This is a genomic window from Amantichitinum ursilacus, from assembly GCF_001294205.1.
In the GTDB taxonomy this organism is placed as follows: domain Bacteria; phylum Pseudomonadota; class Gammaproteobacteria; order Burkholderiales; family Chitinibacteraceae; genus Amantichitinum; species Amantichitinum ursilacus.
Map to the genome: position 1 here is coordinate 23419 of NZ_LAQT01000034.1, position 14261 is coordinate 37679.

The window sequence follows — 14261 nt, forward strand, 5'->3', positions numbered from 1 at the left end:
AATTTGCACGCCCGCCGCACACAACGTCCCAATCAGAAAAAGAGACTTTGCAATGAAACAACCACCCCTGAAATCCGCTGCCTTTGTGCTGGTTTTGACCGGAATCGCGTTGCTGAACGGCTGCGCCATCATCGCACTACCTGGCGCGGCGGGCGCCGTGGGTTCTACCCGATCAAACAGCGAATGGAAGGGCTACCCGAAATACGACGTTGATCCACAAGTGATCTATCGCATCGATGACCATCGCTACGTGACGATGGAGAACTACCCGGACTGCGAGTTCAAAAACCACGTCAGCGTGGATGGCATACAGGTCGTGCGTTACCACGACGACAAGATGGGTATCAATACGGAGTTGGTTGCCAGTTTTGCGGCCTATAAAGGCAAGCTGATCATCGCCGCGCCGGGCGGCAGGAACCTGGCTTTTCCGAGTACACCCTGGGGGGCCTGCACCTACGGCGAAAAAGGATGCAGCGTATACATCGACTACTCCACGGATGGGGGCATCACTTGGGGAGCAATTCAGTACATGCAATACGCTACTGACATCGCGCGTACCAAAGAATACTCGGTGGTAGTTACCGACGACGCGTTGTATATCCAGCAGGGCAACGCCACGCCACGCCAATATCCGATGGGTAGCCAGTTGAGTAGTGCTCGCGGTCCCGGCTTGGGCGAAGAGGATTTCAGAGCCCGTATAGATGCCGCATTAGCCGCCGCGCGCCCGCCAGACATCCCGCAAGAAGCCATCGATGACGAACGGAGTTACTCGAACAAACTCCAGCAACAAGTATCACAAGAAGAGTACGACAAGGCCAAACGTCGCCTTTGGGCCTTCGAGCGCCAGGTCGTCGCCACGGTCCCTGCTCCGAGAATTCCCGCTGAGGCGCGGACCCCATCCGGCATGGACCATCTCGTCTGCGACCCCACCATCACGCCGCGCGGTGTGACCTACTCCAAGTCCGCGTCCCCAATCTAAGGGAAACGGAGACACATCATGAATAAACCAAAGTTCAAGCATCAACACGTAGAGCCGACCCGCATTGTCAACCCATCGATTGACCACAACGGTAGGAGCTCGTGGAGCTCTATCCAGTCACCGGCCGGATACCCGGTGCGCGCGGAATGCCAGGTAAGGTCGCATCTACCCGGCCTCATCATTTTTGTGCACGGCGTTAACTCGCAGGGCGAATGGTACAAGTCAGCGGAAGAGGCGCTATGCAGCGGGCTAAATATTCGACTCGGCCGAAAAGGCACAAGGGATGAATTGAGATCCCTCGATTCAGGGGAGAACGAAAAAGAGGACGCCTCGTCCGGAGGAACTGCACGGGAGGGCTCAATCCCCAACTCCCCAGTCATCCGCTTCTACTGGGGCTATCGTGCCCCGGATGGACAAGAGCTGGCATATCGCATCCCGCTGCGCAATCTGGCGGGTGACGATTTCCATGCCTACAGTCGTTTGCAACAGCAGCACATCGTCTCCGGCCAGATGAAGGGTGCCGGGCCGTTTTACTGGGGTGGCGGGCCGTTCCAGAACGGCTGCAATGCCTTGCCCATGATGTGGAGCACGCGCGGCTTCAGCAAATGGGCCTGGCTGGGGCCGTTTCCCATCAGCACTCAGGCCATCAATACTGCAATTGAACGTCAGTTACAGGCGTCGCCGCCGCGCACTTATTACGCCTATGCGGCCAAGCGGCTTGCGGACCTGATCGACCGCATCCGTACTTCGCATCGCTGCGATACGGTGACCGTCATCAGCCACAGCCAAGGCACGATGGTGGCGCTGGCTGCGGCGGCCATCAGCCCGCCGGACGCGCTGATCCTGATGAATTCGCCCTATGCGCTCGACGACAAAGTGACCGATACCATGACCTCTGGCAATGCGCGCGCCACGGTACAGGCGCGGCAAAAAACCTTTATCAATATCGTTAAGAAAATTGGCCAGCACGCGACGCGGCTGCAAGACCACCCGGATAAGCCGCTGTTTACCGGCGCCAGCAAAGACGAGAACGGCCTGATCTGCGGCTGGAAGCCTGAAGCGACGTCAACACACCCGGGCGAAGGCGGCAAAACCATTCCGGAACGCGACAATCACGGCCGCACTTATGTGTATTTCAGTCCGCATGATCGGGTAATGGGCATGTCCGCGCTGCAAAGCATCGGTTGGCAAGGTCTGCCCAACAACGACCAGGCCAGACCCATCCTCGAACAATGCAAGGGGTTGCTGTTTCAGCGCATGCTGGCGCGCAACACGCCCTGCGGCGTTGCGCCGAACCCGACCACGCCGTACGGCACGTTGCCGGACATGGTGCCCACAACAGAAAACCCGCAGGGCAATCCATTCTGGGACGGCAATGAAAAAGTGCTCGGCGTGGCCAACCTGTGGACCGTGCCGCCGCGGGGACAAACCGTGAATATCAATGCGGAAGAAGTGCCAGCTCCGATTCGGCCTGATGAACTTTCATCGTTTGACATGCCGAAAAACACGGAAACCGAAACGGAGGGTGAGAAAGGGGTTGGCTGGGGACAGAGCATCCCGGACAAGACAGGAAAACTGGTGCCCAATGACCCCGAGTTCAAATACTTCGCCAGCATCTACGAGCCCGAATTTTACGTCGAAGATTCTAGCCTGCGCGCCCGCCTGGACGCAGGCCCCAACCATCATCGCCCGCCCAAGCGTCTGGAAACCCGCGAAGAAATGCTGGCGCGCATCAAGCGTTATCACGCCGAGCCCACTGACCATAGTTCCCTGCCTGGCCACGCTGAATTCATGAAACGCGTGGTGGCGTATGACCTGCCCATCGGTCATTGCGATGCCGGCAGCGATCTTGAATTCATGCAGCAATTGCGTCAGCAAGCCGACTGGACCTGGAGCGATCCCTATATGAAGACCGGCCAGTATGACGTACCGCCCATGCCCGCCGAGATCGAACCTGAAACCGTGCAAGACATCGTGGACGAGCGCGCGCAAAACCGCCGGCGCTACGGCCACTAGCCGCGCAGCACGCTGCTTACCCATCGCAGCCAAGCCCCCGAAACAACACGCGAACGCCAGAATAGTCGCGTTCAGCGCCTATCCAGGAGCCCCATCATGCACCGACCCGTAATCGTCCTGAACGACCCCACTTCTCACGGCGGCAAGGTAATGACCGCCTCGTCCAGCATGGAGATCGACGGTATGCCGGTGGCTTTGCTGCACGATCTGGTGTCGTGCCCCAAGCACGGCCCCAACAAGATCATCGAATGCGACGTGGGCTATCAGGAGGGCGGGCGTGGCGTGGTGGTTCATTACTGCAAAACCGAATGTGGCGCCGTGGTGCGCGCTACCCAGACCGCGGTGGATTTCTGATGGCCTGGCCGATACCGCAATTGCAACTGCAACTGCAAAGTACAACCCGCCCGTACGCCTTCATCCTGATCGCGCTCGCCCTATTGCTGCCGATACTGATCGGCGCCGTCACGGGGGTGCTGCATTGCCCTAACTACACGTATGTCGCCGCGCAATTCTGGCTCCCGGCGACCTACGCCACGGCGCAGTCCCTGCTGCTGTTTGGCGGTGCGATAGTCATGGTTATCGAATACGGCGAGTACAAACATGTCATCTGGAACCACTGGCGCGTACTGGAGCTGTATACCTGGCAACGCTGGACGCATAACCCGCTGGCGCTTTTGGCCAGCCACGTTTTGCTGCCCGAGGCGGACATCGCCGCGCGCATGGCCGGGCTTGAACCTGGCCCACCCGACGCCGCGAGCGTCGGCAAGGTGCTGTTCGCGGATGAGATTCTGGCAGCCGGACAATTCCGCTTTCAGCGCATCTGCCAAGAGCTGCTGACCGCAGTCGGGCCGGCCCTTGCGGCGGCCCAGGCACGATCGCACGCGCGCTTGCAGGTGTGGCTGCAAAGCCCAATCACGCTGACCGACCTGCATTGCGAACAGGTGCGCGAGCAGATCAGCCAGGCCGGATTACCCGCCCCGCAAAAAATCAGCGTGCTGGATAACAACAAGGTGCTGGAAGCGCAGCAAACGTTCCGGTCTGACGATCAGGTCATCCATCTGGTGCTGGCGTTGCAATATCACGCCACCGTGGACGATGACACGCCCGAAGGCGCGGCCGCGTTGGTGTTGTGCACCGGCTGGCACGCCGCGCATTACGGCCAATCCACCTGCAACCAGCTGTTCCGCCCGATGCAGACGCGCACCAGCACGCTGGCCGCCGATATGCACACCTGGATTACACGTGGCCAACAACCGCGCGATCAGCTCAAACAACTCTGGATAGGCAGCCTGGACAAAAGCACGCAGTACAGCATCAAAACGCTGGCGGGCGATATGGCGCTGCCACTGCGCCAGAATCCGCCCGCCTTCGGCGTCTTCGACCTGGAAAAATCGCTGGGCCGCTTCGGCCCGGTCGCCTATTGGTTGATGCTGGCGCTTGGCACCGAACTGGTGGCCTGCAACCAGGGCAGCCAGGCCCTCGCGCTGGGCAACGCAGACCGCATCGACCTACAGATGACCGGCCTCGCCAACTCCGAATGGGCCCGCTTTGGCACGCCCGACCAACCCTTCTACTACCCCGCAGCGGGCATCATTATGGTGGGCTGGGGCATCGCCATGGCGCTCGCCGCCATTCCGATCATCCTCGATCCGCAAGCCGACAATGCCCCCACCACGATCGCCGCCGCCATCCTGGGTCTGCTCGCCCTCGGCACACCTTTGATCTACGCAAAATGGCTGGAAAACCAATGGAGACCCCACTTCGAATATGAAGTGCGCAGCACCACGCCGTAAAACCCACTGCAGGCATCGCCCTCAAGCAACCGGCTTACCGATCACCCACCCCACGCACGGCACAAAGCTCAAATCCCCCGATCCAGAGACACCGCATCGCCTCTACACCCGCCCGATATTGCCAAAGGCCACCAAGCCAGCGCCCGCAGCGATGCCACCACAATGTCCTGAGCGCGCAAAGGTAGGAGACCTGGTTTATCGGGCTCCGACTGCGCGTCGCGTCCGCGAAGCGGCGAAAGTAACTCGCTTGGTCATAACGGCCAGGCGGGGCGTGTGGCTTGACCTGATTCAATGAGGGCGGCCACGCCGAGGTCGGCCCTTCCATAATTACGTTTATCGGATTCTTGTGTTAGCTAAAAGTCAGCAAACTACATTGATCGCAAATAACCAGTTACAGGAAATGCCCGCTCTGGCCCCGGCTTTGCCGGCTTGATTGTTTTTTTGCGGAATGACCTTATGAAAACCAGGATGTTTGCGCCCCTGCTGGCCGGGATGCTGGCGCTATCACCGTTGGCCCAAGCGGATGGATATCAATATGAATGGGGCGAAATGGGGTTCGACAGCGGCAAGCTCGATTTTTTAAGCGACCCGACTTATGGCTACTACAGCTATTGGTATCTGCACTTTGAGGTACCAGGCAACGCGCCAGAATCGCTGCTGACCATCAATTTTACGGCTGACGGCTACACCACCAGCCCGCCGCTGGTTCACCTGGGCGTGTACACCAGCATTAACCTGGGCCCACCGGATATCTATTCGCCCTACCCTAACGAGGACATCAAAGACCTGGATACCAGCGCCAATCATGGCACCGACACCGTGCTGCTGACGCCGGGATCGTGGTTTGTGGTGGTTGAGCCGACTGGAAATGGCTGGGGCGCGGTGCAGGTCACCGGCGCGCTGACGCCGGTGCCAGAGCCAGAAACGTGGGCCTTGTTGGGCGTAGGCGCGTTAGGGTTGCTGGCGCGGCGCTGCCGTAGTCGAGCGGGCCAGCTGGCTTGAGGTACTCGCACATCAAAAACAAATGGCGCGCCCGTCAGCGCGCCATTTTGCATCCGCGGGTACACCGCTCATGATGCCGCGTTTGGCATCTGCCGCTGCTTACGGCGTTACCTCGCCCCACGCCCTTGCTCCCAAGCCGTAGCCCGCTAAACTCCAGAACCACGATCCGACCAACTAACCAACCCTCCAGATGCCCACCATCCTCCGCCCCGCCACCCTCGCCGACGCCCCCGGCATCGCGCTCGCCCTTGCCGAACTGGGCACCGACCGCTACAACGTCGCCGCCACCGATCTCGCCCGCCGCCTGCCCGCGCTGCTGACCGCCCCCAACGCCATCGTCTACGTGGCCGTCTCACCGCAAGGCGAAATTACCGGCGTCTGCCACGTCGCGGGCGTGCGCAATCTCTCCACCGATGGCTACGCCGAAGTCATGGAACTGGCCGTCCTGTCCGGCTGGCAGAAACAAGGCATAGGCCGCCAACTGCTCGACGCCGCCGTGCAGTGGACCCAGCAAAACCATTACGCGCGTCTGCGGGTGCGCTCCAGCACGCACCGCACCGAAGCGCATCTGTTTTACGAGCGCTATGGCTTTACGCGCAAAGACGCCAGCTTCGCCTTCGAGCAAATCCTGTAACAGCAAAAACAAAAGCACCCGCGCAGGGTGCTTTTGTACCGGCTAATGTCGCTGGCTTTCGCCATTTGCCTTAATGCGCCGCCACGGCCTCGCCCGACAACCCGTTCCAGCCACCGCCCAGCGCCTTCACCAGCAACACATGCGCGCTAAACTGCCGCCCCTGCAACTGCAGCGCCGTTACTTCCGACGACAACGCCGTCGCCTGCGCGCTGGCCACGGTCAGATAAGTGGTGGTGCCCGCCTTGTACTGGTTCTGCGCCAGTTGCTGCGCATCGCGCGCGGCCGCCACGGCCTGGTCGCGCGTCACCGCTTCGTCGTCCAGCACCCGCAGCGCCACCAGGTTGTCTTCCACTTCTTGCAACCCGCCCAATACAGTCTGCCGATACGTTGCCACCACCTGATCGTAATTAGCCTTGGCTTCGGTCTGCCCCGCTTTCAGCAAACCGCCTTCAAACAACGGTTGCGCCAGCGACGCGCCCAAAGACCAGATCTGGCTGGGCGCGTTAAACCATTGCGCAAAGCTGTTGTTCTGATACCCACCCGACGCGGACAGCGACAAGGCCGGGAACATCGCTGCCGTGGCCACGCCGATATTGGCATTGGCCTTGGCCACCGCGCGCTCGGCCGAGGCCACATCGGGCCGGCGTTCCAGCAAGGCCGACGGCAGCCCCACCGGCACGCCCGGCAATTTCGCCGTCAAAGGCGCTACCGGCAGGCTGAAATCCGCGGGCGCTTTACCCAGCAACGTGGCGATCGCATGTTCCATCTGCGCGCGGCTCACTTCCAGATCGGTCAGCTGCGCTTGCGCGTTCAGCAATTGCGTTTGCGCCTGCGCCACATCCGAGCGCGTGACGATGCCGGCCTGGTACTGGTTCTGCGTCAGCGTCAGCGATTTTTGATAAGCGTCGACAGTTTGCTGGTACAGCGTTTTCTGGCTATCCAGCACGCGCAGTGAAAAATAATCCTGTGCCAGCGTGGCTTGCGCGCTCAGCAACGCGCCTGCCAGATCGGCCTCGCTGGCTTGCGTGGCCGCGTCTTGTGCTTCGACTGAGCGGCGCACCTTGCCCCAGATATCGGGCTCCCAACTGGCGTCCAGCGACTGGCTGTAGTTGTTTTTAACGCTGCTGCGGCTGGTGGTGGTGGTGTTGTCCACGCCGCTTAGATTGCTGGTGTTGCTGGCGCTGCGATTGGCCGACAAACCCAGCGACAAGGTGGGCCAGAACGAAGCGCGCGCCGCGTCGCCCGCCGCCACGGCCGAGCGATACGCTGCTTCAAACTGTTTGACGGTCTGGTTGTTGACCTGCACTTGCGGCATCAGCTGGTTAAGCGTGGCGTCCTCATACACGCTCCACCAGTCGCCGCGCGGTTTCAGATCAGCCGGTTGCGCCTGTTTCCAGCCCGCAAGTTCCTTGTACGCCACCGGCATGCTGGCATCCGGCGCGCCTTTGTAATCGGGGCCGACGGCGCAGCCGCTCAGGCCACCCACCAGCACCGTGGCCATCGCCAGCGCCATCAGGCACAAGCGCGACGCCGGACGGCTGGAAAGGGGCGATTCAGTATTTTGCGAAGAGACCATATCAATATTTGCCATAGCGTTTAGCGTGGCCCGGCGTCAGGGCGCGGGTCGAAGGTGGATTGGGTTTCGGCCATGCCGCGACGACGCAGCGCCCACAGCCGGAACCGGTCGAGATACAGATACATCACCGGCGTGGTGTACAGCGTCAGAATCTGGCTAACCACCAGGCCGCCGACAATCGAGATGCCCAGCGGCTGGCGCAATTCAGCGCCGTCGCCGTGGCCCAACGCCAGCGGAATTGCGCCCAGAATAGCGGCGGCCGTGGTCATCATGATCGGGCGAAAGCGCAACACGCAGGCATGGAAGATGGCGTCGCGCGAGTTCATGCCCAGCCGTCGTTCTGCATCCAGCGCAAAGTCGATCATCATGATGGCGTTTTTCTTGACGATACCAATCAGCAGCAATACGCCGATCAGCGCCACGATGGTGAACTCGGTCTTGAACAACATCAGCGCCAGCAACGCGCCCACACCGGCCGACGGCAACGTCGACAGAATGGTGATTGGATGCACGTAGCTCTCGTACAGGATGCCCAGCACGATATACACCGCAATGATGGCCGCCAGAATCAAAATCGGCTGGCTGCCCTGGCTTTGCTGAAACGCCTGCGCTGCGCCCGAGAACGAACCATGCACGCTGGTGGGCACGCCCAGCCGGTTCATCGCGTCTTCAATCGCTTTTTGCGCTTGCGACAACGACGTGCCCGGGTCCAGGTTAAACGAGATGGTGCTGCTGACAAACTGGCCCTGATGGTTCACCGCCAGTGGCGTAAAGGTCGGGCCATAGCTGGCCACCGCCGACAACGGCACTTGCGCACCTGCGGCGGTAATCAGAAACACGTCTTTCAGCGCCTCGGGGCTTTGCCAGTACTGCGGCGCCACCTCCATCACCACGTGGTACTGGTTGAGTGGGTTGTAGATAGTGGACACCTGGCGCTGGCCAAATGCGTCGTTAAGCGCGCTATCGACCTGGCTTACGGTCAGCCCCAGCCGCGCCACCGCATCTCTATCGATATTGAGCGACGTCTGCAGACCCTTATCTTGCTGGTCGGTGTTCACGTCTTTCAGGATGTCGATATTCGATAACGCCGCGCGCACCTTGGGCTCCCACGTGCGCAGCGCTTGCAGATCATCGGCCTGGATCGTGTATTGATACTGCGCGTTGGCGCTGCGACCACCGACGCGGATATCCTGCACCGATTGCAAAAACGCGCGCGCGCCGGGCACCTGCCCCAAGGGCTCGCGCAGCCGCGCAATCACCTGATCGGCCGTTACGTTGCGTTCGCTCAAGGGCTTGAGCGCCACAAACATATTGCCGCCGTTACGCTGGCCGCCGCCGGTAAAGCCCACCACCGATTCCACGGCCGGATCACTTTTCACGATGTTCATAAACTGCGTCATCTTGATGCGCATAGCCTGAAAGCTGATGGCCTGGTCCGCCTGAATCATGCCCATCATGCGGCCGGTATCCTGCTGCGGAAAAAACCCTTTGGGAATCGCGATATATAGATAGACGTTGAGCAACACCGTAGCCAGCAGGATCAGCATGATCAGCGGCGCCTGGTTCAGCGCCCACGTCAGCGAGCGTCGGTAGCCGTTCAGCATGCCTTCAAACACGCGCTCACTGGCGCGATACAGCCGGCCGTGCTCTTCGGGCTCCGGCCGCAGCAAGCGCGCGCACATCATCGGCGTGGTGGCCAGTGACACCACCAGCGACACCAGAATGGCCACCGACAAGGTCACCGCAAATTCGCGGAACAAGCGGCCCACAATGCCGCCCATCATCAGGATCGGGATAAACACCGCCACCAGCGAAATGCTCATCGAGATCACGGTAAAGCCGACCTCGCGCGCCCCGGCCAACGCCGCCGCAAACGGCTTCATGCCTTCTTCGATGTGGCGCGAGATGTTTTCCAGCACCACGATCGCATCATCGACCACAAAACCGGTCGCCACGGTCAGCGCCATCAACGACAAGTTGTTAAGGCTAAAGCCGCACAGATACATCGCCACAAACGTGCCGATCAGCGACACCGGTACCGCCACGCACGGGATCAGCGTGGCGCGGCCATTGCGCAAAAACACAAACACCACGCCAATCACCAGCAGCACCGAGATGATCAGCGTGCGCTCCACTTCGTTGAGCGAGGCGCGGATGGTGGGCGTGCGGTCCATCGCCGTTTCCATATTGATAGCGGCGGGAATTTGCGCTTTCAGCGCGGGCAGCTCGCGGTTTACCGCGTTAACCGTTTCGATGATATTGGCGCCCGGCTGGCGGCTGATAATCACCAGCACCGACGGCTTGCCATTGGCCATCCCGGCATTGCGGATGTCCTGCACCGAATCGACCACGTCGCCCACATCGGATACGCGCACGGCGTTGCCGTTTTTGTAGCTGATGATCAGCGGCATGTATTCGGCCGCGGTTTTGGCCTGGTCGCTGGCGTAAATCTGCCAATGCTGGTCGCCCGATTCCAGCATGCCTTTGGGCCGGTTGGCGTTGGCATTGGCCAGCGTGGTGCGCACGCTTTCCAGCGGAATGCCGTATTTGTTGAGCTGCGACGGGTTCAGCTCCACCCGCACCGCAGGCAGCGAACTACCGCCCACGCTGACCTGGCCCACGCCATCCACCTGCGACAACTTTTGCGCCAGGATGGTCGAGGCCGCGTCGTACATCTGGCCCTGGCTCATGGTGTTGGAGGTCAGCGCCAGAATCATCACCGGCGCATCAGCCGGGTTCACCTTGCGGTAGGTCGGGTTGCTGGGCATGCCGGACGGCAACAGCGCGCGGCTGGCGTTGATGGCCGCCTGCACATCGCGCGCAGCGCCGTTGATATCGCGGTTGAGGTCAAACTGCAGCGTAATGCGCGTCGAGCTTAACGAGCTGGACGACGTCATTTCGGTTACGCCGGCGATGCGGCCCAAGGCGCGCTCCAGCGGCGTGGCCACCGTCGCCGCCATGGTATCGGGCGACGCGCCGGGCAAGCTGGCCGACACCGAAATGGTCGGAAAATCCACCTGCGGCAACGGCGACACCGGCAGCAGATTGAAGGCCACCGCGCCGGCCAGCGCCACCCCGATGGTCAGCAACGTGGTGGCCACCGGGCGCTTGATAAAGAGGGAAGAGAAGCTCATCAGCGCACATCCGTCACACGGGCGCTGTCATGGCGACCGCGCCAGGTGCGCAGACGCGTGCCCAACCGGTCAAAGTACAGATAGATCACCGGCGTGGTAAACAGCGTCAGCACCTGGCTCACCAGCAAGCCGCCCACCATGGTCACGCCCAGCGGATGACGCAATTCGGAGCCGACGCCGGTGCCCAGCATCAGCGGCAGCGCGCCCAGCAAGGCTGCCATCGTGGTCATCAGAATCGGACGGAAGCGCAGCAGACACGCCTGATAAATCGCCTCGCGCGGCGACAGACCGTGGTCGCGTTCCGCCTCCAGCGCAAAGTCGATCATCATGATGGCGTTCTTTTTAACGATACCAATCAACAAGATAATGCCGATGATGGCGATCACGCTAAGGTCGGTGCGCCCCACCAGCAAGGCCAGCAACGCGCCGATGCCGGCGGAGGGCAGCGTCGACAGAATCGTAATCGGGTGGATATACGATTCGTACAGCACGCCCAGCACGATATACATGGTGATAATCGCCGCCAGAATCAGCCACAACTCGTTCTGCAACGCCGCACGGAAGGCCAGCGCCGCACCCTGGAAGCTGGTGACGATGGCGGATGGCATGCCGATGTCTTTTTCGGCTTGCTCGATCAGCTTGACCGACTCGCCCAACGACGCGCCCGAGGCCAGGTTAAACGAGATGGTCGATGCCGGAAACTGCGCCAAGTGGTTGATCGACAATGGCGAATCGCGTTCTTCCACATGCGCCACCGCCGACAACGGCACCTGCACGCCGCCGGTACCGGCCACATGCAGATCAGCCAGTTGCGCCAGACCCTTATCGCTGGGCGTGGCTTCCAGAATTACGCGGTACTGGTTGGATTGGGTAAAGATGGTCGAGATCATGCGCTGGCCATAGGCGCTGTACAGCACCTGATCGATGGCCGCGGGCGTAATGCCCAGCCGCCCGGCCGCATCGCGATCAATATCCACCCACGCCTGCAAACCCTTAGCCTGCAAATCGCTGGCGACATCGGCCAGTTGCGGGATGGTCTGCAGCTTGGCCACGAGCTTGGGCGTCCATTCGCCCAACTGCTCCAGATCGGGCGATTGCAGCGTGAACTGATACTGCGTGCGCGACACGCGATCTTCGATGGTCAGATCCTGCACCGGCTGCATGTACAGCGTAATGCCCGCCACATGCTCCACTTTGGGCTGCAGGCGGCGAATGATATCGCTGGCGCTGGCGCGGCCCGAATCGTGCGGCTTGAGGTTGATCAACATGCGGCCGCTATTGAGCGTGGCATTGGTGCCATCCACGCCGATATATGACGACACGCTGTCGACATCGGGATCTTGCAGAATCACCGCCGCCAGTTGTTGCTGCCGGTCCGCCATCGCGCCAAACGATACCGATTGCGAGGCATCGCTGATGGCCTGGATCACGCCTGTGTCCTGCACCGGAAAGAAGCCCTTCGGCACAAAGATATATAACAAGGCGGTCAGCGCCACGGTCGCCAGGGCCACCATCAGCGTGAGCGGTTGGCGATCCAGCACCCAGTTCAGAATCTTGCCGTAGCGCGCAATCACCCGATCAAAAAAACGCTGGCTGGCATGGTAGAACCAGGTCTGTTTTTCTTCCGGCACATGCTTGAGCAAACGCGCGCACATCATCGGCGTCAGCGTGAGCGACACCACCGCCGAAATCAGGATCGACACCGCCAGCGTGATGGCAAATTCGCGGAACAAGCGTCCGACCACATCGCCCATAAACAGCAGCGGAATCAGCACCGCAATCAGCGAAAAGGTTAGCGAAATAATGGTAAAGCCGATCTGTTCCGCGCCCTTGAGCGCGGCTTTCATCGGCGTTTCGCCTTCTTCGATATAGCGGCTGATGTTTTCGATCATGACGATGGCGTCATCGACCACAAAACCGGTCGCAATGGTCAGCGCCATCAAGGTCAGGTTATTGATCGAGAAACCGGCCATATACATCACGCCAAACGTGCCGATCAGCGACAGCGGCACGGCCACGCTGGGGATGATGGTGGCGGGCACATTGCGCAAAAACAGAAAGATAACCAGCACCACCAGGCCCACCGACAGCATCAGCTCCAGCCGCACATCGCTGACCGAGGCGCGGATGGTATCGGTGCGGTCGGTTAACACCTTGACGTCAACCGAGCCGGGCAAGCCTTGCTGCAAGCCCGGCAGAATGCCTTTGATGGCATCGACCGTAGAGATAACGTTGGCGCCAGGCTGGCGCTGGATATTGACGATGATGGCCGGCTTTTTATCGGCCCATGCCGCCAGCTTGCTGTTTTCCGCGCCATCAACAATCTGCGCCACATCGGACAAGCGGATCGCCGCGCCATTCTTGTAAGCGACGATCAGGCTTTGATATTCCGCAGCCGTCTTCAGTTGATCATTGGCGTCGATGGTCGACGCGCGCAACGGGCCATCAAAACTACCCTTGGCCTGGTTGACGTTGGCTGCACCGATGGCGGTGCGCACATCCTCGATGCTGAGGCCATACGACGCCACCTGCTGCGGATTAACCTGCACCCGCACCGCCGGACGCTGCCCGCCCGACAGACTGACCAGACCCACGCCTGGCAATTGCGAAATCTTTTGCGCCAGCCGCGTATCCACCAGGTCTTCCACCTTGGGCAGCGGCAGCGTATCGGACGTCACCGCCAGCGTCAGGATTGGCGTATCGGCCGGGTTAACCTTGCTGTAGATCGGCGGCATCGGCAGATCGGTCGGCAGCAAATTGCTGCCGGCGTTGATCGCGGCCTGCACTTCCTGCTCGGCCACATCCAGGCCGATTTCCAGGCTGAACTGCAGCGTAATCACCGACGCGCCGCCGCTGGATTGCGACGACATCTGCGCCAGGCCCGGCATCTGGCCAAACTGGCGCTCCAACGGCGCGGTAATCGACGACGTGGTTACATCCGGGCTGGCACCCGGGTACAGCGTGACCACCTGGATGGTGGGGTAATCGACTTCGGGCAACGCCGAAATCGGCAAAAACTTCATCGCAACCAGGCCGGCCAGCAAAATGGCCACCATCAATAACGAGGTCGCGACCGGCCGCAAAATAAACGGGCGTGAGGGATTCATACAAGGCTCCGGCTAACGAA

9 protein-coding genes are annotated in these 14261 nt (G+C 60.8%); 6 read left to right on the forward strand and 3 right to left on the reverse strand.

Going from position 1 to position 14261, the window contains the following annotated elements; genetic code table 11:
* Window positions 1-52: 52 nt before the first annotated feature.
* From WG78_RS18940 to WG78_RS18965, 6 genes are all read left to right on the forward strand, one after another.
* The gene (locus tag WG78_RS18940) at window positions 53-979 is read left to right on the forward strand and encodes a T6SS immunity protein Tli3 family protein (RefSeq protein WP_053939408.1); all 927 of its coding nucleotides are present in this window, start codon (window positions 53-55) and stop codon (window positions 977-979) included.
* An 18-nt stretch (window positions 980-997) separates the two neighbouring features.
* Complete coding sequence (locus WG78_RS18945; RefSeq protein ID WP_152969304.1) at window positions 998-2995, forward strand: T6SS effector phospholipase Tle3 domain-containing protein; 1998 nt, start codon at window positions 998-1000, stop codon at window positions 2993-2995.
* 96 nt (window positions 2996-3091) lie between these two features.
* Window positions 3092-3349 (forward strand): PAAR domain-containing protein, encoded by a 258-nt coding sequence (locus WG78_RS18950; RefSeq protein WP_053939410.1) that lies wholly within the window; start codon window positions 3092-3094, stop codon window positions 3347-3349.
* Window positions 3349-4788 carry a KPHS_23130 family T6SS system protein gene (locus WG78_RS18955; protein ID WP_053939411.1) on the forward strand — a complete coding sequence of 480 codons (1440 nt, stop codon included), beginning with the start codon at window positions 3349-3351 and terminating at the stop codon, window positions 4786-4788. Before WG78_RS18950 ends, WG78_RS18955 begins: the two co-directional genes overlap by 1 nt.
* A 456-nt stretch (window positions 4789-5244) precedes the next feature.
* Window positions 5245-5790 carry a PEP-CTERM sorting domain-containing protein gene (locus tag WG78_RS18960; protein ID WP_083459391.1) on the forward strand — a complete coding sequence of 182 codons (546 nt, stop codon included), beginning with the start codon at window positions 5245-5247 and terminating at the stop codon, window positions 5788-5790.
* Window positions 5791-5980: 190 nt separating this feature from the next.
* On the forward strand, window positions 5981-6424 hold the full coding sequence (locus WG78_RS18965) for a GNAT family N-acetyltransferase (RefSeq protein ID WP_053939413.1): 444 nt from the start codon (window positions 5981-5983) through the stop codon (window positions 6422-6424).
* 70 nt (window positions 6425-6494) lie between these two features.
* Here the strand turns inward: WG78_RS18965 and WG78_RS18970 are convergent, their stop codons facing one another.
* From WG78_RS18970 to WG78_RS18980, 3 genes are read right to left on the reverse strand one after another with little or no spacing between them, the layout of a single operon-like run.
* Window positions 6495-8000: an efflux transporter outer membrane subunit gene (locus tag WG78_RS18970; protein WP_236692082.1), complete on the reverse strand. Its 1506-nt coding sequence runs from the start codon at window positions 7998-8000 to the stop codon at window positions 6495-6497.
* Between the two features lie 20 nt (window positions 8001-8020).
* Window positions 8021-11134 (reverse strand): multidrug efflux RND transporter permease subunit, encoded by a 3114-nt coding sequence (locus tag WG78_RS18975; RefSeq protein WP_053939415.1) that lies wholly within the window; start codon window positions 11132-11134, stop codon window positions 8021-8023.
* Window positions 11134-14241, reverse strand: a complete 3108-nt coding sequence (locus WG78_RS18980) for an MdtB/MuxB family multidrug efflux RND transporter permease subunit (protein WP_053939416.1) — start codon at window positions 14239-14241, stop codon at window positions 11134-11136. Before WG78_RS18980 ends, WG78_RS18975 begins: the two co-directional genes overlap by 1 nt.
* Between the last annotated feature and the right edge of the window lie 20 nt (window positions 14242-14261).